Origin of the sequence: Geodermatophilus bullaregiensis, from assembly GCF_016907675.1 — a bacterium.
GTDB lineage: Bacteria > Actinomycetota > Actinomycetes > Mycobacteriales > Geodermatophilaceae > Geodermatophilus > Geodermatophilus bullaregiensis.
Map to the genome: position 1 here is coordinate 3,309,332 of NZ_JAFBCJ010000001.1, position 25,730 is coordinate 3,335,061.

General features: G+C 75.1%; 27 protein-coding genes. 13 read left to right on the forward strand and 14 right to left on the reverse strand.

The window, feature by feature from the left end:
* Nucleotides 1-33 precede the first annotated feature (33 nt).
* Together JOD57_RS15670 and JOD57_RS15675 are read left to right on the forward strand one after the other, a co-directional pair.
* On the forward strand, nt 34-261 hold the full coding sequence (locus JOD57_RS15670; protein ID WP_204692862.1) for a hypothetical protein: 228 nt from the start codon (nt 34-36) through the stop codon (nt 259-261).
* Nucleotides 258-1,913 carry an AMP-binding protein gene (locus JOD57_RS15675; RefSeq protein WP_204692863.1) on the forward strand — a complete coding sequence of 552 codons (1,656 nt, stop codon included), beginning with the start codon at nt 258-260 and terminating at the stop codon, nt 1,911-1,913. Before JOD57_RS15670 ends, JOD57_RS15675 begins: the two co-directional genes overlap by 4 nt.
* 123 nt (nt 1,914-2,036) lie before the next feature.
* On the opposite strand, the gene JOD57_RS15680 is transcribed toward JOD57_RS15675, so the two are convergent.
* Nucleotides 2,037-2,804: an endonuclease/exonuclease/phosphatase family protein gene (locus tag JOD57_RS15680; RefSeq protein ID WP_204692864.1), complete on the reverse strand. Its 768-nt coding sequence runs from the start codon at nt 2,802-2,804 to the stop codon at nt 2,037-2,039.
* A 72-nt stretch (nt 2,805-2,876) separates the two neighbouring features.
* Here JOD57_RS15680 and JOD57_RS15685 point away from each other — a divergent pair, with 72 nt between their 5' ends.
* Together JOD57_RS15685 and JOD57_RS27435 are read left to right on the forward strand one after the other, a co-directional pair.
* Complete coding sequence (locus JOD57_RS15685; protein ID WP_204692865.1) at nt 2,877-3,446, forward strand: nucleotidyltransferase family protein; 570 nt, start codon at nt 2,877-2,879, stop codon at nt 3,444-3,446.
* Nucleotides 3,447-3,547: 101 nt separating this feature from the next.
* A complete protein-coding gene (locus JOD57_RS27435) occupies nt 3,548-3,943 on the forward strand; it encodes a cold-shock protein (protein WP_204692866.1) in 396 nt (131 codons plus the stop codon).
* Nucleotides 3,944-3,947: 4 nt separating this feature from the next.
* Here the strand turns inward: JOD57_RS27435 and JOD57_RS15695 are convergent, their stop codons facing one another.
* On the reverse strand, nt 3,948-4,451 hold the full coding sequence (locus JOD57_RS15695; protein WP_307824719.1) for a DUF2771 family protein: 504 nt from the start codon (nt 4,449-4,451) through the stop codon (nt 3,948-3,950).
* Nucleotides 4,448-6,097 carry an MFS transporter gene (locus tag JOD57_RS15700; RefSeq protein ID WP_307824720.1) on the reverse strand — a complete coding sequence of 550 codons (1,650 nt, stop codon included), beginning with the start codon at nt 6,095-6,097 and terminating at the stop codon, nt 4,448-4,450. Before JOD57_RS15700 ends, JOD57_RS15695 begins: the two co-directional genes overlap by 4 nt.
* Before the next feature lie 126 nt (nt 6,098-6,223).
* Between JOD57_RS15700 and JOD57_RS15705 the strand changes: the two genes are divergently transcribed.
* A complete protein-coding gene (locus JOD57_RS15705) occupies nt 6,224-7,018 on the forward strand; it encodes a DUF3027 domain-containing protein (protein WP_307824721.1) in 795 nt (264 codons plus the stop codon).
* On the opposite strand, the gene JOD57_RS15710 is transcribed toward JOD57_RS15705, so the two are convergent.
* Nucleotides 7,015-7,308, reverse strand: a complete 294-nt coding sequence (locus JOD57_RS15710) for a DUF2530 domain-containing protein (RefSeq protein WP_204692867.1) — start codon at nt 7,306-7,308, stop codon at nt 7,015-7,017. The two genes, JOD57_RS15705 and JOD57_RS15710, sit on opposite strands and share 4 nt — an antisense overlap.
* 106 nt (nt 7,309-7,414) lie before the next feature.
* Here JOD57_RS15710 and JOD57_RS15715 point away from each other — a divergent pair, with 106 nt between their 5' ends.
* From JOD57_RS15715 to thpR, 5 genes are all read left to right on the forward strand, one after another.
* Entirely contained in the window at nt 7,415-8,947 is a 1,533-nt protein-coding gene (locus JOD57_RS15715; protein WP_204692868.1) for an NCS2 family permease, read from the forward strand.
* 32 nt (nt 8,948-8,979) lie between these two features.
* Nucleotides 8,980-9,414, forward strand: a complete 435-nt coding sequence (locus JOD57_RS15720) for a MarR family winged helix-turn-helix transcriptional regulator (protein ID WP_204692869.1) — start codon at nt 8,980-8,982, stop codon at nt 9,412-9,414.
* On the forward strand, nt 9,411-10,682 hold the full coding sequence (locus tag JOD57_RS15725; protein WP_204692870.1) for an MFS transporter: 1,272 nt from the start codon (nt 9,411-9,413) through the stop codon (nt 10,680-10,682). Before JOD57_RS15720 ends, JOD57_RS15725 begins: the two co-directional genes overlap by 4 nt.
* Nucleotides 10,683-10,752: 70 nt before the next feature.
* Nucleotides 10,753-11,172 (forward strand): hypothetical protein, encoded by a 420-nt coding sequence (locus JOD57_RS15730; protein WP_204692871.1) that lies wholly within the window; start codon nt 10,753-10,755, stop codon nt 11,170-11,172.
* 20 nt (nt 11,173-11,192) lie between these two features.
* Entirely contained in the window at nt 11,193-11,726 is a 534-nt protein-coding gene (gene thpR, locus JOD57_RS15735) for an RNA 2',3'-cyclic phosphodiesterase (protein WP_275582465.1), read from the forward strand.
* 7 nt (nt 11,727-11,733) lie between these two features.
* Here thpR and JOD57_RS15740 read toward each other — a convergent pair whose 3' ends face one another.
* Nucleotides 11,734-12,702 (reverse strand): aldo/keto reductase, encoded by a 969-nt coding sequence (locus JOD57_RS15740; RefSeq protein ID WP_204692872.1) that lies wholly within the window; start codon nt 12,700-12,702, stop codon nt 11,734-11,736.
* A gap of 28 nt (nt 12,703-12,730) precedes the next feature.
* Here JOD57_RS15740 and JOD57_RS15745 point away from each other — a divergent pair, with 28 nt between their 5' ends.
* On the forward strand, nt 12,731-13,549 hold the full coding sequence (locus JOD57_RS15745; RefSeq protein WP_204692873.1) for a thioesterase family protein: 819 nt from the start codon (nt 12,731-12,733) through the stop codon (nt 13,547-13,549).
* A 41-nt stretch (nt 13,550-13,590) separates the two neighbouring features.
* Here the strand turns inward: JOD57_RS15745 and JOD57_RS15750 are convergent, their stop codons facing one another.
* From JOD57_RS15750 to JOD57_RS15770, 5 genes are all read right to left on the reverse strand, one after another.
* On the reverse strand, nt 13,591-15,984 hold the full coding sequence (locus tag JOD57_RS15750; RefSeq protein WP_204692874.1) for an ATP-binding cassette domain-containing protein: 2,394 nt from the start codon (nt 15,982-15,984) through the stop codon (nt 13,591-13,593).
* Between the two features lie 94 nt (nt 15,985-16,078).
* Entirely contained in the window at nt 16,079-16,642 is a 564-nt protein-coding gene (locus JOD57_RS15755; protein ID WP_204692875.1) for a TetR/AcrR family transcriptional regulator, read from the reverse strand.
* Between the two features lie 74 nt (nt 16,643-16,716).
* Entirely contained in the window at nt 16,717-17,523 is an 807-nt protein-coding gene (locus JOD57_RS15760) for an ABC transporter permease (RefSeq protein ID WP_204692876.1), read from the reverse strand.
* Nucleotides 17,520-18,242 (reverse strand): ABC transporter ATP-binding protein, encoded by a 723-nt coding sequence (locus JOD57_RS15765; RefSeq protein WP_204692877.1) that lies wholly within the window; start codon nt 18,240-18,242, stop codon nt 17,520-17,522. Before JOD57_RS15765 ends, JOD57_RS15760 begins: the two co-directional genes overlap by 4 nt.
* A 167-nt stretch (nt 18,243-18,409) precedes the next feature.
* Nucleotides 18,410-19,354 carry an NAD(P)/FAD-dependent oxidoreductase gene (locus JOD57_RS15770; protein ID WP_307824722.1) on the reverse strand — a complete coding sequence of 315 codons (945 nt, stop codon included), beginning with the start codon at nt 19,352-19,354 and terminating at the stop codon, nt 18,410-18,412.
* Nucleotides 19,355-19,404: 50 nt separating this feature from the next.
* Here JOD57_RS15770 and JOD57_RS15775 point away from each other — a divergent pair, with 50 nt between their 5' ends.
* Nucleotides 19,405-20,205 (forward strand): TrmH family RNA methyltransferase, encoded by an 801-nt coding sequence (locus JOD57_RS15775; RefSeq protein ID WP_204692879.1) that lies wholly within the window; start codon nt 19,405-19,407, stop codon nt 20,203-20,205.
* Nucleotides 20,206-20,292: 87 nt separating this feature from the next.
* On the opposite strand, the gene JOD57_RS15780 is transcribed toward JOD57_RS15775, so the two are convergent.
* Nucleotides 20,293-20,766, reverse strand: a complete 474-nt coding sequence (locus tag JOD57_RS15780; protein WP_204692880.1) for a YflT domain-containing protein — start codon at nt 20,764-20,766, stop codon at nt 20,293-20,295.
* Between the two features lie 93 nt (nt 20,767-20,859).
* Nucleotides 20,860-21,762: a septation protein SepH gene (sepH, locus tag JOD57_RS15785; RefSeq protein ID WP_204692881.1), complete on the reverse strand. Its 903-nt coding sequence runs from the start codon at nt 21,760-21,762 to the stop codon at nt 20,860-20,862.
* A gap of 195 nt (nt 21,763-21,957) precedes the next feature.
* On the opposite strand from sepH, the gene JOD57_RS15790 reads away from it, so the two are divergent.
* Nucleotides 21,958-23,199 carry an osmoprotectant NAGGN system M42 family peptidase gene (locus JOD57_RS15790; RefSeq protein WP_204692882.1) on the forward strand — a complete coding sequence of 414 codons (1,242 nt, stop codon included), beginning with the start codon at nt 21,958-21,960 and terminating at the stop codon, nt 23,197-23,199.
* A 61-nt stretch (nt 23,200-23,260) separates the two neighbouring features.
* On the opposite strand, the gene serC is transcribed toward JOD57_RS15790, so the two are convergent.
* A complete protein-coding gene (serC, locus tag JOD57_RS15795; RefSeq protein ID WP_204692883.1) occupies nt 23,261-24,376 on the reverse strand; it encodes a phosphoserine transaminase in 1,116 nt (371 codons plus the stop codon).
* 140 nt (nt 24,377-24,516) lie between these two features.
* Entirely contained in the window at nt 24,517-25,647 is a 1,131-nt protein-coding gene (locus JOD57_RS15800; protein ID WP_204692884.1) for a citrate synthase 2, read from the reverse strand.
* Nucleotides 25,648-25,730: the final 83 nt, after the last annotated feature.

Genomic DNA, 25,730 nt, shown 5'->3' on the forward strand with positions numbered 1-25,730 from the left:
CCCTCGGGGGTGCGCCCGGAGCACGGAGGCGACATGGCCAAGCGCAAGGAGAAGCACGCTCACCTGGTCGAGCCCACCTGGGGGCAGTCGGAGGACGCCGGGCCGCCGGTGACCGAGTTCCTCGGCGAGATGGCCGGCCCGCTGTCGCCGTTCGGCGAGGACCACAGCTTCCCGCTGCCGCCGGAGCGGATCCGCTACGCCCACCCCACCGACAAGCCCAACCGGGCCGGGGTGCAGCTCCCGGAGAACCGCCGGCGATGAGCGGGCCCGCGCTGCCGTCCTACGCGAGCGGCACCTCGACCGTCCCCCTGCTCGGGGACACGATCGGTGCGGACCTGGACCGGACGGCGGCGCGGGTGGGCGACCACGAGGCGCTGGTCGAGTGCGCCACCGGCCGCCGCTGGACCTATCCGCAGCTGGTCGCCGACGTCGACGCCTGCGCCCTCGGCCTCGACGCCCTGGGCGCGCGGAAGGGTGACCGGGTCGGCATCTGGGCGCCCAACTGCGCCGAGTGGGTCTTCGTCCAGTACGGGACGGCGAAGCTCGGCGCGATCCTGGTCAACATCAACCCCGCCTACCGCACGCACGAGCTGGCCTACGTGCTGAAGCAGGCCGGGATCTCGGTGCTCGTGGCCGCGCCGGAGTTCAAGACCAGCGACTACCGGGCGATGGTGGCCGAGGTCCGCGGCGAGTGCCCGGACCTGCGTCAGGTCGTCTTCCTCGGCGACCCGGAGTGGGAGCGGCTGATGGCCACCGGCCGGGCCGCCGACCGGGGGCTGCTGGCCGAGCGGGCCGCCGAGCTCTCGCCGGACGACCCGATCAACATCCAGTACACGTCGGGGACCACCGGCTTCCCCAAGGGCGCCACGCTCAGCCACCACAACCTGCTCAACAACGGCTTCTTCGTGGGCGAGGGCTGCGGCTACACCGAGGCCGACCGGATCTGCATCCCGGTGCCCTACTACCACTGCTTCGGCATGGGGATGGGCAACCTCGGCGCCACCAGCCACGGGGCGACGATGGTCGTCCCGGCGCCGGCCTTCGACCCGGCGGCCACCCTGCGGGCCGTGCAGGACGAGCGGTGCACGTCGCTCTACGGCGTCCCGACGATGTTCATCGCCGAGCTGGCGCTGCCCGACTTCGGCACCTACGACCTCTCCAGCCTGCGCACCGGGATCATGGCCGGCTCGCCGTGCCCGGTGGAGGTGATGAAGCGGGTGGTCGCCGAGATGGGCATGGCCGAGGTGACCATCTGCTACGGCATGACCGAGACCTCCCCGGTTTCCACCCAGACCGGCGCCGACGACGACCTCGACCGCCGGACGTCGACCGTCGGGCGGGTGCACCCGCACCTGGAGGTCAAGGTGGTCGACCCCGCCACCGGCATCACCGTGCCGCGCGGGACGCCGGGGGAGTTCTGCACCCGCGGCTACTCGGTGATGCTCGGCTACTGGCAGCAGCCGGAGAAGACCGCCGAGGTCATCGACGCCGCTCGCTGGATGCACACCGGCGACCTCGCCGTCATGGACGAGGCCGGTTACCTCAACATCGTCGGCCGGATCAAGGACATGGTCATCCGCGGCGGGGAGAACGTGTACCCGCGCGAGGTGGAGGAGTTCCTCTACACCCACCCCGACGTCGTCGACGCGCAGGTGATCGGCGTCCCCGACGAGCGCTACGGCGAGGAGCTCATGGCCTGGGTGCGGCTGCGCGAGGGCGCCGAGCCGCTGACCGCCGAGGCGCTGCGCGAGTTCTGCGCCGGCAAGCTGGCCCACTACAAGGTCCCGCGCTACGTCAAGGTCGTCGACGCGTTCCCGATGACGGTCACCGGCAAGGTCCGCAAGGTCGAGATGCGCGAGACCTCCGTCGAGGAGCTGGGCCTGCAGTCGGCCGCCGCGGTCCGCAACGCCTGAGGCCCCGTCCCGGGTCCCGCCCTGAGCTCGCGAAGGGTGGGGAGGACGGGGTCCTTCCTCTGCCCCCGCCACCAGCAGGCTCGCGGCGGGACCCTGCAGGGGGCCGGCGGGGTCCTCCTCCGCTCACGTCACCCGGACGGGGACGACGAGCGCGCGGTGGTCCGACAGCGGCAGCCGGGGCGCCTCCGCCGCCCCGGTGGCCACCAGCCGCCCGCGGGCCAGCACGTGGTCGAGCTGCCGCGTGGGGGCGTGGGCCGGGAAGGTCGCGCCCGCGGCCAGTGACCGCAGGCCAGTGACCCGGGTGGCCTGCCGCGGCTCCATGTTCAGGTCGCCGAGCAGCACCAGTGGCTCGCGGGTGCCGGCCAGCGAGCGCACCAGCCGGCGCAGCTGGAAGGAGTTCCAGCCCGGGATGAACGACAGGTGGGTGGCGGCCACGGTGAACTGACCCTGCGGGCCGTCGAGCACGGCGGCCACGGCCACCCGCGGCTCGTCGCCGACCAGCTTCGGCGCCCGGGCACCCCGGAACCACACCGGCACCCGCCCGTTCAGCGCCGGCAGCCGCACCACCCGCCAGGACACCACCGGAAAGCGCGACAGCAGGGCGATGCCGTAGCTGGCCGAGCCGGGTTGCTCGTCACCGGTGGCGGCCATCCACGTGCCGCCGGGAGTGCCCGCCAGCGCGGCGACGAACTGCGAGTCGACCGCGCCCATCGCCTCGGCGGCCACCGCGGTGAGGTCGGCGTTCATCGAGCGCGGCTGGTCGCGGTCGACCTCCTGCAGACCGAGGACGTCGGCGTCCAGGGTCTTCACCCCGGCGGCCAGCCGGTCGACGTCGACCCGGTCGTCCACCGTCGAGCGCCCGTGCAGGATGTTGAAGGTCGCGATGCGCACGACGTCCTGCGTGCCCCGGCCGCCCCGTCCTCACGCGTGCGTGGCACGCCCGGTCGCGGGTAGCAGCCGGGCGTGCAGCCCTCCGACCGCGACGAGATCCGCGACCTCCTCAAGCGCACCGCCGTGGCCCTCAAGGAGGGCGGTGTCCCCTTCGCCCTGTGCGGTGGGTACGCCGCCTGGGTCCGCGGTGCCCCCGAGCCCGACCACGACGCCGACTTCCTCGTCCCCTCCGCCGAGGCCGAACGGGCGGTCAAGGTCCTCCACGACGCCGGCCTGCAGGTCGAGGACCCGGCCGAGGACTGGCTGACCAAGGTCGTCCAGGGCAACTCGTTCGTCGACGTGCTGTGGCGCACCTGCGGCCACCCGGTGGAGAGCGACCTCATCGAGCGCGCCGAGGACAGGGCCGTGCTCTCGGTGCACATGCCCGTCCTCGCGGCCACCGACATCCTGGTCACCAAGCTCATGGCGCTCGACGAGCACTACTGCGACTTCTCCCGGCTGCTCCCGGTGGCGCGGGCGCTGCGCGAGCAGGTCGACTGGGCCACCGTCCGGCGCGAGGTCGCCGACAACGACTTCGCCGTCGTCTTCCTCGACCTGCTCGGCCGCCTCGGGGTGGTCGGGGCGGAGGTCGGCGCGGGCTGAGAGACCCGTCGACGCAGCGGCTAACCTGGGCGGGAGCGGTGCGGGGGCACCGCCGTCGGCCGGCCCCCGGGGCCGGGACACCCGCGAGCGAGGGAACGAACGTGCCCACCGGCAAGGTCAAGTGGTTCAACCCCGAGAAGGGCTTCGGCTTCCTCTCGCGCGAGGACGGTCCCGACGTCTTCGTGCACAAGGACGCCCTGCCGTCGGGCACCACCGAGCTCAAGCCGGGCCAGCGGGTGGAGTTCGGCATCGTCGCCGGCCGGCGCGGCGACCAGGCGCTGCAGGTCCGCGTCCTCGACCCGCTGCCGTCGGTGGCGGCCAAGGTCGCCGCGCAGCACCGCAAGAAGCCCGACGAGCTGGTCCCGATCATCGAGGACCTGATCAAGCTGCTCGACGACGTCTCGAACTCCCTGCGCCGCGGCCGGCACCCCGACCGCGCCGAGTCGCGCAAGGTGGCCGCGGTGCTGCGCGCGGTGGCCGGCGACCTCGAGGCCTGAGCCGTCAGCCGGCGGGGGTGACCGGGGCCGGTGACGGCGTCGGCTCGACCCCGACGTCGCCGCCGGCCCGCAGGAAGCCGATCGGCCACGCACCGGAGAGCACGCAGTCGCCGTGCTCGTCCTCGACGACCACGAGGTAGAAGGCCGGCGGGACGACGTCGGAGCTGTTGATGCCGTCGAACCGGGCCTGTCCGTCCTCGACGTCGACCTCGCCGAGCCGCTGCTCCAGCCGCTCGTCGTAGACCTGCACGGCCCAGCCGTTGTCGGCGACCTCCTGCGGCACGGTGAGCACGATCGGGGTGTCGGGGGAGACCTCGACGACCGGCGGCTCGGTCTCGTAGCGCTGTCCCTCGCCGTCGCCGCAGTACTGGGTCGGCCGGGCGCTGACCTCCTGCGGCCCGGCCGTCACCGTCACGTCCGGCGGCGCCGAGGACCCGCCGGAGGTGCAGCCGGCCAGCGCAGCCGTCAGCACGCCGGCGAGCAGGACCCCGGTGCCCCTGCTGCTCACGCCCGGCCCTCCGGGACGGTGGGCGGGTCGGTCACCCGGGGCGCGTCCGGCACGGTCGGGGCCGCCGGGTCGACGGGTGCCCACCGCCGCCGGCGCGGGGTCCAGAGCACCAGGCCGACGGCGAGCACGAGCAGCGCGGCGGCGACGGTGAAACCCAGCCAGCCGATCGGCGGCAGCGCGATGCCGAGGGCGCCGCCGACCACCCAGGCCAGCTGCAGCACCGTCTCCGACCGCGCGAACGCCGAGGCGCGCAGGCTCTCGGGCACCTCGCGCTGGACGATCGCGTCGAGGGACACCTTGCCCAGCGCGTTGGCGACCGCCGCGACACCGGCGACCGCGGCCGCCGTCGCCAGGCCGGAGAACACCGCCGCCAGCACGGTGACCACCGCGGCGGCCCCGGCCGACCAGACGACCACCCGGTCGGGGTCGGCGGCGTGCAGCCGCGAGCCGATGCCGGTGCCCAGCACGCTGCCGGCGCCGGCCGCCCCGGCGATCGCGCCGAGGGCGAGGGTGGCATCCCACGCGTCGGCGACGGTGGCCTGCACGAGGAACGCGCAGAAGATGGTGAGGAACCCGCCCAGCCCGCGCAGCGCCGCGGTGGCCCGCAGCGCCAGGACGACGTGCGGGTTGACCGTGCGGCGCCGGCGACCGGACCGCGGGTCCGGGCCGGTGCTCAGCACGTCGGCCGGCTGCTCGCCGGTGGGGACGTCGACGTGGCGGGGCAGCCGGACCGCCATGACCCCGGTGACGGCGAAGACGGCGGCCGTGGCCCACAGCAGGGGCGCGAAGCCGGCCAGCGCGGCCAGCCCGGCGCCGACGCCGCCGAAGACCCCCGCGGTGACCAGGCCGAACACCGACAGGCGGGCGTTGGCCGAGGTCAGCGACATCGCGCGGGGCAGCACCCTCGGGACCACCGCGGCGCGCAGCACGTTGTGCCCCTTGGACAGCACCAGCACCCCGAGCGCCGCCGGGTAGAGCCACCAGTCGTCGAAGTGGGCGGCCATCGTCAGCGCCAGGGCCACCCGGCCGAACGACGCCGCGCCCAGGGCCCACCGCCGCCCGCGCTGCGGCCGGTCGAGCAGCGGGCCGATGACCGGCGCCACCACCGCGAACGGCGCCATGGTGACCAGCAGGTACAGCGCCACGTTGCCGCGCTGGGCGTCGGTGGTGGCGGCGAAGAACAGGGTGCCGGCCAGCGAGACGGCGACCATCGCGTCGCCGGCCATGTGCAGGGCGTTGACCCACAGCAGGTGGGTCAGTCCGCTCTCCCCCGCGCCGTCGGCCCGGCTGGCCGCCCGCACGCGGGCGACGGCGGCACCGGTCAGCTCCCGGGTGCGCGCGACGGCGACCCGGGTGACGGTCGCCTTGGGCGCAGGCCGGGGGGCTGCCGGCGGCGGTGCTGCCGGCGGGAGCGCGGGGGGCGGGACCTGGTACGCCGGTGGTGCGGGGGCCGTAGGGGGGCCCTGGTACGGCGGCCGGCCCGGGGGAGCGGTGGCCATCGGTCGGGTGCCCGGCCGCGGCTCCGCCGCAGGCAGGCCGAGCGGGGTGGTGTCCACGCGGTCGGGCGAGCCGGGGTCCGGCTGCGGCGGCACCGGGCGGCGGCGCAGCAGACCCCGGGAGGACCCGGGCGGACGCGAGGACGGCACGTGTCCATGGTGCCGTACCTCCCTGAGCAGGAGCTGGGACCGCGACCGGCGTCACCGGGACGAGCGCGTGACCGCCGCGCCCCCCGCGACCTCCTCCCCGGGAGGGGCATCGGCGACAATGGCGGCGTGCACCCCGACTCCGCCGACGGCGACCCGCTGACCGCGGCGGTCGACCTGGCCCGCGCCGCGGCCGAGGAGACCGCCGGTGACCCCACGCTGGTCGGTGGGCACCTCGGCGCCACACCCGAGCCGCTCGGCGACCCGGCCGGGGGGGTGCCGCCCGGCGCGCTCGGCCAGGTGCTCACCCACTCCTTCGCCAGCCGCCAGCCCGGCTACGTCGGCTGGCACTGGGCGGTCACCCTCGCCCGCGTCCCGGACGGCGACGAGGTCACCGTCGACGAGGTCGTGCTGCTGCCCGGTGACGCCGCGCTGCTGGCGCCGGCCTGGGTGCCCTGGCACGAGCGGCTGCGCCCCGGCGACCTCTCCGTGGGCGACGTGCTGCCCGCCACCGAGGACGACCCGCGCCTGGTGCCCTCCTACACCACCGAGGACGACGCCGCGGCCGACCCGGAGGCGCAGGCGCTGGCCACCGAGCTCGGCCTGGGTCGCGAGCGGGTGATGTCCCGCGAGGGGCGCAGCACCGCGGCCGCCCGCTGGCTGGCCGGCGAGTTCGGCCCGCGCGCCGCCATGGCCCGCCAGGCCCCGGGCCCCTGCGGCACCTGCGGGTTCTTCCTGCCGCTGGCCGGCTCCCTGCGCGGGCTGCTGGGCGCCTGCGGCAACGAGTACGCGCCCGCCGACGGCCGCGTCGTCGCCGTCGACTACGGCTGCGGCGCGCACAGCCAGGCGACCCTCGCCGCCGGCGAGCCCGCCGAGGTGGTGACGTCGGCCCGCTACGACACCGCGGACTTCGACGTCCTCTAGGTGACCGGCCCGGAACGGCCCCTCCGCGGGGTCCCGCCGCGAGCGTGCGAGCGGTGGGAGGCGGAGGGGTCCTTCTGCCGCTGCCAGCGCATGATGGCCAGCCCCAGGAACGGCAGCACGATGCCGGCCACGCAGGTCCACGTCCACACCGGCTCCAGCCGGTCGCCGAGCAGCAGCACGACGACCAGGGCGAGGACCCACAGCGCCGTCCCGGTCAGCACCACGCGGGTGGTGTCGACGCGCAGCGGGGGAGGCGCCTGCTTGGGCGGGCTCGGCTCGGGGCGGGGCACGCGGCGACCCTAGGCCCCGCGGCGCCCGGACCCGCGGGGAGGCGGACGGGCGGTGTGGCACGCTGTCGCCGCTCACCGCCCGGCAGCAGCGTCCGCAGGAGCCCCCATGCCCGAGAAGTCCCGTCCCCCCGCCGGCGCGAGTGCCGCCGGCCACGTCGGTGACACGCCGGCCGACGTCGCCGCCGGTGCGTCCCGGCCCCGGCGCAGCGAGGGCCCGAGGATCCGGCCGCGCAACGGCCTGGACCGGTACTTCTCGATCGGCGCGCGACGCAGCACCGTGGGCCGCGAGGTCCGGGGCGGGCTGACCACCTTCTTCACGATGGCCTACATCGTGGTGCTCAACCCGATCATCCTGTCCGGCGCCGACATCACCGGCGCCACGCTGCCCTTCGGTGCGATCGCGGCGGTCACCGCGCTGGTCGCCGGTGTGCTCACGATCCTCATGGGCGTCGTCGGCCGGTACCCCTTCGCGCTGGCCGCGGGCCTGGGCATCAACGCCATCGTCGCCGTCTTCGCCGCCACCCAGCTGGCCTGGCCGGAGATCATGGGCCTGATCGTGGTCGAGGGCCTGCTGATCACCGTGCTGGTGCTGACCGGGTTCCGGAAGGCGGTGTTCGAGGCCATCCCGCCGCAGCTGAAGACGGCGATCGCGGTCGGCATCGGCTTCTTCCTCACGATCATCGGCCTGGCCGACGCCGGGGTGATCCGCCCGGGCACGCCGCTGATCAGCTTCGGCGTCGGCGGCCAGCTCGCCGGGTGGCCGCTGCTGGTCTTCGTCGTCGGGCTGCTGCTGACCGCCGTCCTCGTCGTCCGCCGGGTGCGCGGCGCGCTGCTCGTCGGCATCGTCGCCTCGACGGTGCTGGCGATCGTCGTGGAGGCCGTGGCCTCCATCGGGCCGCGGATCGGTCCCGACGGCAGCGAGGCCAACCCGCGCGGCTGGGCGCTGCAGGTGCCCAGCCTGCCCAGCGAGGTCGTCAGCGCCCCGGACCTCTCGCTGGTCGGGCAGTTCTCGCTGTTCGGCGGGTTCGAGCGGATCGGCGTCGTCGCCGCGCTGCTCGTCGTCTTCTCGATCATGATCGCCGACTTCTTCGACACGGTCGGCACGGTCACCGCCGTCGGCGCCGAGGGCGACCTGCTCGACGAGCGCCGCAACCTGCCGGGGTCCCAGCCGGTGCTGCTGGTCGACTCCGTGGCCGCGGCCGCCGGTGGCGCGGCCGGCGTCTCGTCGAACACCACCTACATCGAGAGCGCCTCCGGGGTGGCCGACGGCGCCCGGACCGGGCTGGCCAGCGTCGTCACCGGCGTGCTGTTCCTGCTGGCGATGTTCTTCACCCCGCTGGTGCAGGTGGTCCCCTCGGAGGCGGCCGCCCCGGCGCTGGTGGTCGTCGGCGCGCTGATGATCAGCCAGATCCGCACCCTCGAGTGGGACGACATGTCCCTGGTCATCCCGGCGTTCCTGACCATCGCGCTCATGCCGTTCACCTACTCGATCACCAACGGCATCGGCGCCGGCGTGGTCAGCTACGTCCTGCTGCGGACGGCGGTCGGCCGGGGGCGGGAGGTGCACCCGCTGATGTGGGTCATCGCCGCCGCCTTCGTCGTGTACTTCGCCCTGGAGCCGCTGCAGCAGCTGTTCTGAGCCCCGCTAAGGGTCGCAGGTAGGCTCTGGCCGTGACCCGGTCGACGCTGGACACCGCGGCGCTGGCCCACGACCTGCGACTGGCCGTCATGCGGTTCTCCCGGCGGCTGCGCAACCAGCGGGTCGACACCACGGTCACCCTGACCCACCTCGCGGCGCTGTCGACGCTCAAGCGGCACGGCGCGATGAGCCCGGGGGAGCTGGCCACCCACGAGCGGGTGCAGCCGCCGTCGATGACCCGCGTCGTCGTCGCGCTCGAGGGGATGGGGCTGGTCACCCGCAGCCCGCACCCCACCGACGGCCGCCAGGTGGTCATCGACCTGACGCCGGCCGCCGACGACCTGCTCACCGAGGAGGCGCGGGCCCGCGAGGCGTGGCTGTCCGGGCAGCTGCACCGGCTCACCGCCGAGCAGCGCGCGACCCTGCGCGAGGCCGCGCTGATCATGGAGGACCTCGCCGGTGGGTGACGTCGACGGCCGCTGAGACGACCCCCGCGACGACCTCGCCGGCGCCCGGCCGGGGGTCCTTCCGGTCGCTGCGGGTGCACAACTTCCGGCTCTACGCCTCGGCCAACCTGGTCAGCCTGACCGGCACGTGGATGCAGCGCATCGGCCAGGACTGGCTGGTGCTGCAGCTCTCCGGCGACAGCGGGGTGGCCATCGGCCTGGTCACCGCGCTGCAGTTCGGCCCGACGCTGCTGCTGAGCATGTACGGCGGGGTGCTCGCCGACCGCTACGACAAGCGCCGGGTCCTCGTCGTCACGCAGGTGCTCATGGGGCTGCTGGCCCTGGTGCTCGGCACCCTGGTGGTCACCGGCGCCATCGCGCTCTGGCACGTGTTCCTGCTGGCCGGCTCGCTCGGGTCGGTGACGGCGATCGACGCCCCGGTGCGCCAGGCGTTCGTCTCGGAGATGGTCGGCGGCGACCTGCTGGCCAACGCCGTCGGTCTGAACTCGACGATCTTCAACGGCGCCCGGCTGGTCGGCCCGTCGCTGGCCGGGCTGCTCATCGGCGCCTCCGGCGGCGACACCGCGCCGGCGTTCTTCGTCAACGCGGCCAGCTTCGTGTTCACCATCGGGGCGCTGTCGCTCATGCGGCCGGAGGAGCTGCGCCGCAGCACCCCGGTGGCGCGCGGCCGCGGCCAGCTGCGGGCGGGCCTGGCCTACACCTGGTCGCACCCCGACCTGGTGCTGGCGATGGTGCTGGCCTTCGTCATCGGGACCTTCGGGTTCAACTACCAGGTGACCATCGCGCTCATGGCCCGCGAGGTCTTCGACCTGGGGGCGGAGGCCTTCGGCCTGCTGTCGACGACGTTCGCCGTCGGCTCGCTCACCGGCGCGTTCCTGTCCACCCGGCGCAGTTCCCGGCCGCGGCAGCGCTTCCTCGTCGGGTCCGCGGTGGTCTTCGGGCTGCTGACGATCGCCTGCGGGCTGGCGCCCGGCTACGCCTCGTTCGCCGTCCTGCTGGTGCCCGCCGGCGCGGCCGCACTGGTGTTCAGCGTGGCCAACAACAGCTTCGTGCAGCTCGGCGCCGACCCGCAGGTGCGCGGGCGGGTCATGGCGCTGTACTTCACGTGCTTCATGGGCGGCACGCCGCTCGGGGCGCCGCTGATCGGCTGGGTGTCCGAGCACCTCGGTGCCCCGTGGGGGTTCATCCTCGGCGGGGGCGTCGTGGTGGTCGCCGGCCTCGGCGCCGGGCTGGTCCTGGCCCGCCGCCGTCCGGCGCCGGCCGGCTGAGCTGCTCCCCTGGCGGGCGGCGGCGCGCCGTCGTACCGTCGCGTCCACCGTCCTCTCAGGTCGGAGCGCGATGACCGAGGCCCTGCTGCACCTCCTCGCGATCACCGGCCTGCTCGTGGGCAGCTTCGCCGCGATGGGCCTGGCCTTCCGCCTCTTCTCCGGCCAGCTCCGGCTCGACCTGCGGGCCCGCCGGACCGCGCACCGGCGGGCGCGCGGCCTCGAGCCGCCGCCCGAGCCGGTGCACCGCCCCGTCGAGCAGGTGGCCGCCGACCTGCGCCGGCTGGCCCGTCAGCTCGACCGGGTGCCGGCCGGCTCGCCGCAGGTGCGCCGGCGCGGTTTCCAGGCCGCCTACGACGACGTCCTCGTCGAGGCGGCCGCGCAGTTCGCCGTCCCGAACACGCTGGCCACGCTGCCGCCCGGTTTCCCGCGCGAGGTCGAGCGGCTGCGGGTGGAGACCGCGCTGGCCGAGGCCGGCCTGTCGGTCCGCTGAGCGAGCCGGCGGCGCTGCGGCTGTTCGTCTCAGTGGCCCCGCCGGCGCCGGCCCGCGACCACCTCGCCCGGGCGCTGGCACCGCTGCGCGGGAGCCCGGGGGAGCCGCGCTGGGGCGACCCGGCCCGCTGGCACCTCACCCTGCTGTTCCTGGGCGCCGTCCCACCCGCGCTGCTGCCCGACCTCAGCGCCGCCGTCGGGACCGCGGTGGCCGGCACGCCGGCGGCGACGCTGCGGCTGGCCGGGGCCGGCCGGTTCGGGTCCCGGCGCCGGCCCGCGGTGTGCTGGGCCGGGCTCGACGGTGACGTCGGCGTCCTCACCGCACTGGCCGGCCGACTGGCCGCCGCCGCCCGCGCGCTCGGCCTGCCGGTCGAGGACCGGCCGTTCCGCCCGCACCTGACGCTGGGCCGCTGGCTCCCGCGTCGGCCGGCCGACGGCGACCTGCCCGACCGGCTGGCCGGCTACCGCGGGCCGGAGTGGCCGCTGCGAGAGGTCGCGCTGGTGCGCAGCACCGCCGGCCGGCACGAGCCGCTGGCCGCCTGGCCCGTCCCCTGACCCTGCCTCACCAGGCGTACTCCTCCGGCGCGGTGCGGTAGCCGGGGAAGACCTCGTCGAGCCGGTCGAGCTGGGCCTGCTCGAGGCGGACGTCGAGCGCGGCGAGCGAGCCCTCGAACTGCGCCATCGTGCGCGGCCCGACGATCGGCGCCGTCACGCCGTCCTGGTGCAGCAGCCAGGCCAGCCCGACGTCGGCCGGGGCCAGGCCCCACTCGCGGCAGGCGTCCTCGTAGGCCTGCAGCGCCGGGCGGTGCCGCTCGATGCGCTCCCGGTTGCGTTCCAGGTGCCGCCGGTCGCCCTCCTCGTCGCCCAGGACGCCGGCCAGCAGGCCCTGGGCCAGGGGGCTCCACGGGACGACCCCGATGCCGTAGTGCCGTGCGGCCGGCAGCACCTCGAGCTCCACGTGCCGGGTGAGCAGGTTGTAGTGCGACTGCTCGCTGACCAGTCCGAGGAAGTGCCGGCGCGCGGCCGCCTCGTTGGCCGCGGCGAGCTGCCAGGCCGCGTGGTTCGACGACCCGACGTAGAGGACCTTGCCCTGGGCGACGAGCGTCTCGCAGGCCTGCCAGATCTCGTCCCACGGCGTGGCCAGGTCGACGTGGTGGAACTGGTAGAGGTCGATCCAGTCGGTCTGCACGCGGCCCAGCGAGGCCTCGCACGCGCGCACGATGTTCCGCGCGGACAGGAACGTGTCGTTGGGCCAGTCGGACATGCCGCCGTAGACCTTGGTGGCGAGCACGGTGCGCTCGCGGCGCCCGTCGCCCTGCGCGAACCAGGTGCCGAGCACCTCCTCGGTGCGGCCCCTGCCGGCCTCGAAGCCGTAGACGTTGGCGGTGTCGAAGAAGTTGACGCCCTCGGCGTGCGCGCGGTCCATGACCGCGTGCGCGTCGGCCTCCTCGGTCTTCCAGCCGAAGTTCATGGTGCCCAGGCACAACCGTGAGACCGACAGGCCGCTGCGGCCCAGGTGCGTGTACTCCATGTCCAGGCACCCTGGCACCCTGTCGGCCGTGCCGCAGACCGACGCCGCCCCCGGCAACGCCTTCGACCGGGCCACCGCCGTCTCCCGCACCGAGGGCGGCGGGTACCGCGCCGAGCTCGACCCGGACTGGGACGTCGGCGGCGGGGTCCTCAACGGCGGCTACCTGCTCGGCGTCGTCGCCCGCGCGGCGCTGCTCGACAGCCCCCACCCGCACCCGGTCGCGCTGTCGGCCAGCTACCTGCGCGCCACCCCCGGCGGCCCGGCCGACCTCACCGTCACGCCGGGGCCGGCCGGGCGCACGCTGGCGCACTCCTCGGTCCTGCTGTCCGGCGCGGCCGGCCCCTCGCTCGCCGTCCACGTGACGACGGCGACCCTGGGCACCGACCCGGCCGACTACACGGTCAACCCCGCGCCGCAGCTGCCCGGGCCCGACGACTGCGTGGCGACCCGGAGCAGCGAGGGCGGGCCGGCGGTGGGGCTGACCCGGCAGATCGACACCCGGCTGGACCCCGCGACGGCGGGCTGGACGGTCGGCCGCCCCTCGGACCGGCGGGTGCTGCGGGCCTGGATCCGGCTGGCCGACGGCCGCGCCCCCGACCCGCTGGCGCTGCTGCTGTTCGCCGACGCGCTGCCGCCGACCGCCTTCGCCGTCGGCCAGCCGGGCTGGGCGCCCACGGTGCAGCTGCAGGTGCTCGTCCGCGCGCTGCCGGCACCGGGCTGGTGCCTGGTCGAGTCGCGCTCCACCGAGGTGACCGGCGGCTGGTCGGACGAGGAGTGCCGCATCTGGGACGCCACCGGCCGGCTGGTCGCCCAGGCCCGCCAGCTGGCGCGGGTGGCCCGCCGGTAGCCCGCCGGGTGAACCCGGCGGGCCGTCCGGGCGGGCCGCGGTCAGCCGCCGACGTAGGCCGCGAGGTGCTCGCCGGTGAGGGTGGAGCGGGCGGCGACGAGGTCGGCCGGGGTGCCCTCGAAGACGACCCGGCCACCGTCGTGACCGGCGCCGGGGCCCAGGTCGACGATCCAGTCGGCGTGCGCCATCACCGCCTGGTGGTGCTCGATGACGACGACCGACCTGCCGCTGTCGACCAGCCGGTCGAGCAGGCCGAGCAGGTTCTCGACGTCGGCGAGGTGCAGGCCGGTGGTCGGCTCGTCGAGGACGTAGACGTCACCCTTCTCGGCCATCTGGGACGCCAGCTTGACCCGCTGCCGCTCGCCGCCGGAGAGCGTGGTGAGCGGCTGGCCGAGGGTGAGGTAGCCGAGGCCGACGTCGGCGAGCCGGTCCAGGATCGTGTGCGCAGCCGGCGTGCGTGCCGCGCCGTCGCCGAAGAACCCCTCGGCCTCGGCCACCGACATCGCGAGCACCTCGGCGATGGTGCGACCGCCCAGCGTGTACTCCAGCACCGACGCCTGGAACCGCCTGCCCTCGCACACCTCGCAGACGGACTCGACGGTGGCCATGACGCCCAGCTCGGTGAAGATGACGCCGGCGCCGTTGCACGCGGGGCAGGCGCCCTCCGAGTTGGAGCTGAACAACGCCGGCTTCACGCCGTTGGCCTTCGCGAACGCCTTGCGGATCGGCTCCAGCAGTCCGGTGTAGGTCGCCGGGTTGCTCCGCCGTGAACCGCGGATGGCGCCCTGGTCGATCACCACCACGCCGTCGCGGCCGGCCACCGAGCCGTTGACCAGCGAGCTCTTGCCGGAGCCGGCGACGCCCGTGAGCACGCAGAGCACGCCGAGCGGGATGTCGACGTCGACGTCCCTGAGGTTGTGCGTCGACGCGCCACGGACCTCCAGGGCGCCGGACGGCGCACGCACCGAGTCCTTGAGTCTCGCCCGGTCGTCGAGGTGTCGTCCGGTGATGGTGTCGCTGGCCCGCAGCCCCTCGACGGTGCCCTCGAAGCAGACCGTGCCGCCCGCGGTGCCCGCGCCGGGGCCCAGGTCGACGACGTGGTCGGCGATCGCGATGGTCTCGGGCTTGTGCTCGACGACCAGCACCGTGTTGCCCTTGTCGCGGAGCTGCACCAGCAGCGTGTTCATCCGCTCGATGTCGTGGGGGTGCAGGCCGATCGTGGGCTCGTCGAAGACGTAGGTGACGTCGGTGAGCGACGAGCCGAGGTGGCGGATCATCTTGGTCCGCTGCGCCTCGCCCCCGGACAGGGTGCCCGCCGGCCGGCCGAGCGAGAGGTACCCCAACCCGATCCCGGTGAACGAGTCGAGGAGGTGCCGCAGCCCGGCGAGGAGCGGGGCGACGGACGGCGCGTCGAGCGCGCGGACCCAGTCGGCGAGGTCGCTGATCTGCATCTCGGAGAGGTCGGCGATGTTCCTGCCCTCGATCGTCGACGACCGGGCCTCCGGGGTGAGCCGCGTGCCGTCGCACTCGGGGCAGGTCTGGAACGTGATCACGCGCTCGACGAACCGCCGGACGTGCGGCTGGAGCGAGTCGACGTCCTTGGAGAGGATCGACTTCTGGACCTTCGGGATGACGCCCTCGTACGTGAGGTTGACGCCCTCGACCTTGATCTTGGTCGGCTCCTTGTAGAGGAGGTCGTTCATCTCCCTCTTGGTGTACCTGCCGATCGGCTTGTCGAGGTCGAGGCCGACGCCCTGGAAGAGGCGGCCGTACCACCCCTCCATGCTGTAGCCGGGGACCATCAGGCCACCCTCGTTCAGCGACCTCGACTCGTCGTAGAGGGCCGTGAGGTCGAAGTCGGAGACCGAGCCCATGCCCTCGCAGCGCGGGCACATGCCGCCCATGTAGACGACGTCCCGCACCACGGCCTTCTCGACCCGGCCGCCGGCCTTCTCCGTGCTCATCACCCCGCTCGCCTTCCGCGTCGGGACGTTGAACGAGAACGCCGTGGGGGGACCGATGTGCGGCTGCCCGAGGCGGCTGAACAGGATGCGGAGCATCGCGTTGGCGTCGGTGGCGGTGCCGACGGTGGAGCGCGGGTTGGCGCCCATCCGCTCCTGGTCGACGATGATCGCCGTCGTCAGCCCCTCGAGCAGGTCGACCTCGGGGCGCGCCAGCGACGGCATGAAGCCCTGCACGAAGGCGCTGTAGGTCTCGTTGATCAGCCGCTGCGACTCCGCGGCGATCGTGCCGAACACCAGCGAGCTCTTGCCGGAGCCGGAGACGCCGGTGAACACCGTCAGCCGGCGCTTCGGGATCTCGACGCTGACGTCCTTGAGGTTGTTCACCCGCGCGCCCAGCACGCGGATCAGGTCGTGGCTGTCGGCTGCGGGCAGCGTCGCTGACGGCGTGTCCGTCCTCGTGGCCGTGGTCATCGTGTCTCCGTCCGTTCGGCGCGGGGTCGGATCGTGCCACGTCCCGCCGACGATCCCGGCGCCCCGGCCCGTCCGGCACCCGGCCGGGGCGCGACTACGGCCGGTCGCTGCCGGGGAGGACGACCTCGCCGGTGAGGTAGTGCTGCACCGTGGGCCCGATCGCGGCGACGACCGACGCCGGCGAGGCCGAGGCCAGCGGCTCCAGCCGGAGGACGTAGCGGGTCATCACCAGGCCCACCACCTGGGAGGCGACCAGCGCGCCGCGCGCCTCGCGCTCCTCGACCGGCACGTCCATCGTGCCGACCACCCGGCGGACGACCTTCGCGAGCACGAACTCGCGCAGCAGCGCCGCCGACCACTCGTGGTTGACCGCCGAGCGGACCAGCGCCAGGACGGCCGGCCGGGTGGGGCCGTCCCAGACCCGCAGCACCACGCCGACGACGGCGGCACCGCGCCGGTCCGGCGGCGCGGCGAGGACCTCGGGCAGGAAGTCCTCCGGGTCGGCCGGCGCCTCCACCGCGGCGAGGAAGAGCGCGTCCTTGGTGCCGAAGTAGTGGTGCACCAGCGCGGGGTCCACCCCCGCCGCACCGGCGATCGCCCGGATCGAGGCGCCGTCGTAGCCGCGCTCGGCGAAGGCGGTGCGGGCCGCGGCCAGCACCGCCTCGCGGGTGTCGGGGTTGCCGGGACGCCGTCCGGTGGGGCGCCGCCCGGTGGGCCGCCGCGCTGCGTGGCTCAGCTGCTCCTCCTCCGCAGGGTCGCCGCCGCCAGCGCGAGGGCGAGGACCGCCGCGCCGGCCACGACGCCGACGTCGGTCCACATCGTGCCGGTCACCGTCGCCGACCCCGCGACCTCCTGCAGGGCCTCCACGGCGTAGGTCAGCGGCAGGACGTCGCTGACCGCCTGCAGCCAGCCGGCCATCTGCTCGCGCGGCACCAGCAGCCCGCACAGGAAGAACTGCGGCAGGACGACGACCGGCATGAACTGCACGGCCTGGAACTCGCTGCGGGCGAAGGCGCTGGCCAGCAGCCCGAGCGCCACCCCGAGGACGGCGTCGACGACGGCGATGAGCACGACCGCCCACAGCGGGCCGCGGACGTCGAGGTCGTAGAGCGTCGTCGCCACCGTCACCGTGACCACCGCCTGCGCCGCGGCGGCCAGGCCGAAGGCGGCGCCGTAGCCGGCCAGCAGCGCGCCGCGCGAGAGCGGCGTGGTGAGCAGCCGCTCCAGCGTCCCCGAGGTGCGCTCGCGCAGCATCGCGATGCTCGTGACCAGGAACATCACCACGAAGGGGAAGACGCCGAGCATCGTCAGGCCCACGCGGTCGAAGGTGGACGGCTGCCCGGGCAGCGTGGGCAGGTCGGCCCACAGCAGGTACAGCAGGCCGAGCAGCAGGCTCGGCAGGACCAGCATCATGGCCACGGTGCGGTGGTCGTGCCGCAGCTGGCGCAGCACGCGGCCGGTGGTGGCGAGGGCCGGGCCGGTGACGGTCGCGGTACCGGGGGCGGTGGTCCGGGTCCGGGTCCTGGTCAGGGTGGTCATGCCGCCACCTGCTCTCCGCGCCGCACCAGGGTCAGGAAGGCCTCCTCGAGGTCGTGCGTGCCGGCGTCGGCCCGCAGTCCGCCCGGCGTCGCGTCGGCCAGCAGCCGGCCCTCGCGCAGGAGCAGCAGCCGGTCGCAGCGGCCGGCCTCGTCCATCACGTGGCTGGAGACGACCAGCGTCGTCCCGGCCGCGGCCAGCTCGGCGAAGCGGGTCCACAGCTCCACCCGGAGCACCGGGTCGAGGCCGACGGTCGGCTCGTCGAGCAGCAGCAGCTCCGGCTCGCCGACCAGCGCGCAGGCCAGCGAGACGCGGCCGCGCTGCCCGCCGGAGAGGTCGGCGACCAGCTGCCCGGCGGCGTCGGCCAGACCGACGGCGACCAGCGCGTCGTCCGCCTCGCGGGCGCCGCGGCCGTAGAGGGCGGCGGAGTAGCGGGCGTTCTCCCGGACGGTGAGGTCGGGGTAGACGCTCGGCGACTGGGTCACGTACCCGACCCGGGCGCGCAGACCGGGGCTGCCGGCCGGCTCGCCGAGCACGGTGACCGTGCCCGAGCGGACCCGCTGCACCCCGACCAGCGCGCGCAGCAGCGTGGTCTTGCCACTGCCGCTGGGGCCCAGCAGGCCGGTGACCCGGCCGGCCGGCACGGTGCACGACAGCTCGTGCAGCACCCGGCGGTGCCCGCGGTCGACGACGAGGTCCCGGACGGTGACGGCGTCGGTCATGGCGGCCTCCAGGGGACGGAACTCAACGCCTGATGAACTCAACGCTAGATGAGTTACCCGGCCGGGTCAACGGCCAACGGCGTCGCGGTGGTGGGATCGACAGCTCGACGACGAGGAACGGGCCGCCGACCAGGACCGCGACCGCGGCGGGGCGAGTCCGCCCGGCGTCAGCTGCCGCCGAGCTCGGTCCCGAGGAGGTGGCCGGAGGTCCAGGCGCTCTCCACCTTCGACGGCGCCCGCCAGCCGTCGCCGCAGACCCCGATGCCGTCGGCCAGCCCGAACGGCTCCTCGCGTGGCCGGGCCGGTTTGGCGAACGTCCAGCGGTGCACGTGCGTCCAGGCCGGCGGGGCGTCGATGCCGAGCACGCGCCGCACCGCCGCGGCCACCGCGGGCGCGGCGGCGTCGGGGTCGGCGAGGTGCGCCGCGGCGGTGCCGGGCGTGGTGTGCGCGACGAGGACGGGGGCGCCGTCGCCGCGGCGGTCGCCGTCGTCGGCGATCCACTCGACCACCGGGTCGTCGTGCACGAACGCGCCGTGCAGGCCGGCCGGCCAGCGGCGCCGGTCCCAGCCGAGGACGACCGCGAGGGTGGGGTGCCACTCCCGATCGCCGAGCAGCCGGCCGGCGAGGTCGGCCGGCAGCAGGCGGCGGGCCTGCGGGTCGGGGAGGGCCAGGACGACGCCCGCCGCCTCCTCGCCGTCGACCCGCGGGCCGGGCCCCACCCGCTCGACGGTGCGCTCCTGCTCGACGTCCAGGCCGGCGGCGAGGTCGGCGACCAGCGAGCGCAGGCCGCCGGGCGCGGCGTAGCGCACCGGCCCGCTGGTGGTGCGCTCGACGCCGTCCGGGCCGGCGACGGCGAAGGTGTCGGTCCAGGGACGGGCCAGTCCGCGGGCGACCCAGTCCTCGACCACGGCGGCGAACGGCGAGTCGTCGGCGGCGGTGAGGTAGGAGGCGCCGGTGTCGGTGACCCGGTCGTGCAGGGTGCGGGAGGCCATGCGGCCCCCGGGGCGGCGGCCGCGGTCGAGGACGCGCACCGGCACCCCGGCCGAGCTCAGGGCACGGGCGCAGGCGACGCCGGCGATGCCGGCCCCGACGACGACGGTTCTGTTGGGCACCACTGGATCCTGGGGGCAGGGCGCGCGCGGCGCTCGGGGAGGATCGGGCGGTGCCCGAGCAGATCCTCGACCCGGCCGACGAGCGGGTCGCCGACTTCCGCGACCTGCACGCCGGCGACCGGCCGGCCGGCCGGTCGCGGGGGACCGGCCCGGTGATCGTGGAAGGCGTGCCGGCGGTGCAGCGGCTGCTCGCCTCGCCGTACCGGGTGCGGGCGGTGCTCGGCATCCCCGGGCGGCTGGCCCAGCTCGACCTGCCCGAGGGGGTACCCGCCTACGAGATGGACCCGTGGGCGCTGTCGGACCTGATCGGGTTCCGGCTGACCCGCGGGGTGCTCGCCTCCGCCGACCGCCACCCGCCGGCCGACCTCGGCGCGCTGCTGGCCGGTCCCGACCCGGCCGCGCCCCGGCGGCTGGCCGTGCTCGAGGCGCTCAACGACGCGGAGAACCTCGGCTCGATCGCCCGCTCGGCGGTGGCCCTCGGCGTCGACGGGCTGCTGCTGGACCCGCGCTGCGCCGACCCGCTCTACCGGCGGTCGGTGCGGGTCTCCATGGGGCACGTGCTCGCGCTGCCGTTCGCCGTCCTGCCCGACTGGCCGGGCGGGCTGGCCCGGCTGCACGACGCCGGGTACCTCACCGTGGCGCTCACCCCCGCGCCGGACGCGGTCGACCTCGCCGACGTCGACCCGAGGGCGCACCCGCGCACGGCCGTACTGCTCGGCGCCGAGGGCCCCGGCCTGACGCCCGGGGCGCAGGCCGCGGCGCGGGTGCACGCCCGGATCCCGATGCGCGCCGGCGTGGACTCCCTCGGCGTGGCCGCCGCCGCGGCGGTGGCCTTCGCCGCGCTCAGGTGACCCGTTGGAACGGTCCTTGGAGGCCACGTGGCCCCGTCCAGAGGCTCGCCCCGAGCTCGCGAGGGGGACGAGGACGGGGTCCTTCCGCTACTGGCGCAGAGACCAGCGGGCGAGGATGGTGCGCGCCTCCTCGGCCCGCGACGGGTCGCACATCACGTCGTAGCGGCTCGCGGTGATCTGCGAGGTGCTGGTGAAGTCGCGCTGGCCGCGGGTGGCCGCGTAGCCCATCGCGCCGAACAGCGCCCCGAAGACGAGGCCGATCAGCAGGCCGGTCAGCACCGAGCTCACCCAGCTGGTGCCGCTGGGGGCGAAGATGCCCAGCAGCAGGCCGACGAACAGACCCCACCAGGCACCGCTGGCCGCACCGGCGGCGAGCACCCGGCCCCAGGTCAGCCGGCCGGTGACCCGCTCGATCATCCTCAGGTCCGAGCCGATGATCGTGACGTTCTCGACCGGGAACTTCTCGTCGGACAGGTGGTCCACCGCGGCCTGCGCCTGCTGGTAGCTGTCGTAGGACCCGACCTGGACGCCGCCCAGCGGCATCGACACCGACATCGACATGTCTCGCTCCACTCCCACGCGTGCTCGTGCGTTCGAGCAGTGGGTTACCCGGGGCGATTCGATTGGACACGTCCGACCGGTCACACCCGCCGGTCAGTGGTTGCGGCGCACCCCGAAGACGATGTCCTCCCAGGCCGGCACCCGGGCGCGCGGGTCCTCGTCCTCGCCGTCGGTCTCACCGGTGCGCAGCACGACGGTGTCGTGCTCGGAGACGTCCTCGTCGTCGGGCACGTCGGCGCGGCGGTCGGCCGGACCGCTCCGCGGCAGCTCCGCGGCCGGCGGCGTGCCGCGGTCCTGCGCGGTCGCGCGGTCCTGGGACGTCCCGCGGTCCTGCGGGGTCGCGCGGTCCTGGGGTGCCGCGCTGCGGTGCACCGGCAGGGACGGCCGCTCGGCCGGGACCCCGGGGACGACGCGCACCAGCCGGGTGCCCTCGGCGAAGTCGCGCGTGGCGGCGTCGAGCGGGCTGACCGCGCGGGCGGGCACGTCGTAGGCCCACTGCGTGGTGCCCTCCTTGGCGCCGGCCTGCCAGGCGGCGGAGACCACCCAGGTGCCGTCGTCGGAGCGGGCGGCGTCCCAGCGGACGGCGTCGAGGTCGGCGCCCAGCAGCCGCAGCCGCTCGGCGAGGAACTGCTGCAGCGCGACGCCCTGGGTGCCCTCGGACAGCCGGACCCGCGCCTCCCGGGCCTGCTCGGCGACGCGCTCGCGCTCCTGCAGCACCGGGTGGGCGAACCGCATGATCCGCTCGACCCGCGTGCCGGAGGCCTGCGCCACCTGCTCGGGGGTCTCGCCGGCGCGGATGCGCTGCTGGATCACCCGGGGCGAGAGCGCGCTGTCGACCTCGATCTGGCCGAGCCGGCGGGTGTCGCCGCGGGCGGCCGCCCGGACCCGGTCGTCGATCCGCAGCTCGAAGCGCTCCTCGTCGCCGTCGGCGCCCTCGAGGGCCAGCACGAGGCTGCGGCCGTCCTCGGACAGGGCCACGAGGCGCAGGGGGCGCACGGTGACCTCCTCGGGCGGCGACGACGGGCAGCGGACGGCCCGGGGGACACCGGACCACGCGCGAGGCTATCCGCGATCACGGGGAGCGCGCCGCAGGTTCCCGGCGTGGCGGGCGGCGGGATCGTCGACGCGGGCCCGGGAGTCGTGCCCCCGTGGCCCCGGTCGCGTGCCGGCCCGGCCCTAGACTCGGCGCCCATGCTGACCGGTCCCCGGGACGACGACGGCCTCGTCCGCGACGACCTCGAGCCCAACGAGCGCTTCCTGCCCTCCCCGGTCGACGCGGGGCAGAAGCGGCTGCCCATCGACATGGACTACGTGCAGCGCGTGATGCTCGAGCTGCTCACCATCCCGAGCCCCTCGGGCCGCACCGACCACGTCATGCAGCTCATCGGCGGCGAGCTGCGCGACCTCGGCCTGGACTTCGAGGTCACCCGCCGCGGGGCGCTGATCGCCGAGCTGCCGAGCCGGTCACCGGGCGCGGACCGGACGGTGGTCGTGCACGCCGACACGATCGGCTGCATGGTGTCCCAGCTGAAGGACAACGGCCGGCTGGCGATCGTCCCGGTGGGCACGCACAGCGCCCGGTTCGCCGAGGGCGCGCGGGTGACGATCTTCTCCGACGACGTCACCGGGGACTACTGGCACACCGGCACGATCCTGCCGATCAAGGCCAGCGGGCACCGCTTCGGCGACGAGGTCGACGAGCAGGGCGTGGGCTGGGACCACGTCGAGGTCCGGGTCGACGAGGTGGTGCACAGCCGGGCCGACCTCGAGCGCCGCGGCATCCAGGTGGGCGACTTCGTCGCGATCGACGCCCAGCCGGTGGTCACCAGCAGCGGGTTCGTCAACTCCCGGCACCTCGACGACAAGGCCGGCGTGGCGGCAGCCCTCGGCGCGTTCAAGGCGATCATCGACCACGGCGTCGAGGTCCCCGTGACCGCGCACCTGCTGGTGACCATCGCCGAGGAGGTGGGCCTGGGCGCCAGTCACGGCCTCGACGCCGACGTCGCCGAGCTGGTCTCCATCGACACCTCGGTGGTGGCGCCGGGCCAGGCGTCGTCCGAGCAGTGCGTGAACGTCGCGATGCAGGACTCGACCGGCCCGTTCGACTACCACCTGACCCGGCACCTGATCGACCTGTGCCGCGTGCACGAGGTGCCGCACCGCCGCGACGTCTACAAGTACTACCGGTCCGACGCGGCCTCCGCGCTGGAGGCGGGCGCCAACACCCGCGCGGCGCTGATCGGGTTCGGCATCGACGGCAGCCACGGCAACGAGCGCACGCACCTCGACGGCATCCGCAGCACCGCGGAGCTGGTCGCGCTGTACCTGCAGACCGACCTCACGTTCCGCAGCTGGGACCGCCGCCCGACCGGCGACCTGAGCGACTTCCCCAGCCTGGCGGTCCAGCCGGCCGACGGGGAGAGCGCCCGCTGATCGGCCCCGCTGCCCCCCACGCCTCGCTGACGCTCGGCGCGGGCCCCTGCAGCGGGGCCGATCAGAGCCGCTCGACGACGTGGTCGATGCAGGCGGTCAGCGCGCTGACGTCGTCGGGGTCGACCGCCGGGAACATGCCGACCCGCAGCTGGTTGCGGCCGAGCTTGCGGTAGGGCTCGACGTCGACCACGCCGTGGGCCCGGAGCGTCGTGGCGATCGCGGCGGCGTCGACGGACGCGTCGAGGTCGACGGTGCCCACGACCAGGCTGCGCTGCGCGGGGTCGGCCACGAACGGCGTCGCGTACGGCGACTTCTCCGCCCAGCCGTAGAGTCGGTGGGAGGACTCCCGGCTGCGCGCGACCGCCCCCGAGAGGCCGCCGAGGCCGAGCATCCAGCGGATCTGGTCGGCCAGCAGGAACAGCGTCGCGACGGCGGGGGTGTTGTACGTCTGGTCCTTGGCCGAGTTGTCGATGGCGATCGACAGGTCGAGGAAGCCGGGGACCCACCGCCCGGACGCCTTGATCTCGGCCACCCGCTCCAGCGCCGCGGGGCTCATCAGGGCGATCCACAGCCCGCCGTCGGAGGCGAAGGACTTCTGCGGCGCGAAGTAGTACGCGTCGGTCTGGGCGACGTCGACCGGCAGGCCGCCGGCGCCGCTGGTCGCGTCGACCAGGACGAGCGCGTCGTCGTCCGCGCCGCGCGGCCGCCCCACCGGCGCCATGACGCCGGTCGAGGTCTCGTTGTGCGCCCACCCGTAGGCGTCGACGCCCGGCCGTCCCTGCGGCAGCGCCAGCGTCCCCGGCTCCCCCTTGGCCACCACCGGCTCCTCGAGGAAGGGCGCCTCGGCCACCCCGGCGGCGAACTTCGCCGAGAACTCGCCGTAGGTGCCGTGCGCGCTGCGCCTGCGGATGAGGCCGAAGGTCGCGGCGTCCCAGAACGCCGTCGTGCCGCCGTTGCCGAGCACGACCTCGTAGCCCTCGGGCAGGTCGAACAGCTCGGCCAGCCCCTCCCGGACCTGGCGGACCAGGGCCTTGACCGGCGCCTGGCGGTGGGAGGTGCCCATCACTCCGGCGCCGTCGGAGGCCAGTGCCTGCAGGGCCTCGGGGCGGACCTTCGAGGGGCCGCAGCCGAACCGGCCGTCGGCGGGGAGCAGGTCGGCGGGGATCTGGATGGTCACTGGGTGTCTTCCTGGTGAGGGACTGGAACGGCCACCCTTCAGGGTCCCGCGCCGAGCGTGCGAGGCGTGGGGCAAGGGCGGCCCTCCTGCAGGGTCCCGCCGCGAGCCTGCGAGTGGTGGGGGGCAGGAGGGTCCTTACATCAGGCCGGGGCGGGCTCGTTCACGGCCTTGACCTGGATGGTGTCGAAGCCCTCGACCTCCTCGGGCCTGCGCGCCTCCGGGCCGATGTAGCGGGCCGACGGGCGCACGAGGCGGCCGGTCGTCTTCTGCTCGAGGATGTGCGCGCACCAGCCGGCCGTGCGGGCGCAGGTGAACATCGACGTGAACATGTGGCTCGGGACCTCGGCGAAGTCGAGCACGATCGCCGCCCAGAACTCGACGTTGGTCTCGATCGGGCGGTCCGGCCGCCGCTCGCGCAGCTCCTTGAGCGCGGCCTGCTCCAGCGCCAGCGCGGCCTCGAAGCGCGGTGCGGCCAGCTCCTTGGCGGCCTTGCGCAGCACGCGGGCGCGGGGGTCCTCGGCGCGGTAGACGCGGTGCCCGAAGCCCATCAGCCGGTCGCCGCGGTCGAGCAGGTCCTTGACGTAGGTCTCGGCGTTGCCCGACTGCTCGACGCCGTCGAGCATGTGCAGCACCCGGGACGGCGCGCCGCCGTGCAGGGGGCCGGACATCGCGCCGATCGCGCCGGACAGCGAGGCGGCGACGTCGGCACCGGTGGAGGCGATGACGCGGGCGGTGAACGTCGAGGCGTTCATGCCGTGCTCGGCGGCCGACGTCCAGTAGGCGTCGACGGCGGCGACGTGCTGCGGGTCGGGCTCGCCGCGCCAGCGCACCATGAACCGCTCGACGATCGTCGAGGCCTCGTCGACCCGCCGCTGCGGCACGGCCGGGATGCCGATGCCGCGGGCGGACTGCGCCACGTAGGACAGCGCCATCACGGCGGCCCGGGCGAGCTCCTCGCGGGCCTCCTCGGCGTCGATGTCCAGCAGCGGCTTGTAGCCCCAGATGGGGGTCAGCATCGCCAGCGCGGCCTGCACGTCGACCCGGACGTCGCCGGTGTGCACGGGGATCGGGAACGGCTCGGCCGGCGGCAGGCCCGGCCCGAACTTGCCGTCGACCAGCAGCGCCCAGACGTTGCCGAAGGTGATCTTGCCGACCAGGTCCTCGATGTCGACCCCGCGGTAGCGGAGGGATCCGCCGTCCTTGTCGGGCTCGGCGATCGTGGTCTCGAAGGCGATGACGCCCTCCAGGCCGGGTACGAAGTCGTCGGCCATCTCGCATGCTCCTCTGCGCGCGGACCTCGTGCGCGCACAGGGACGGCGCACGACTGCAGGGGGAATCTAGGCCGTGTCCCCAC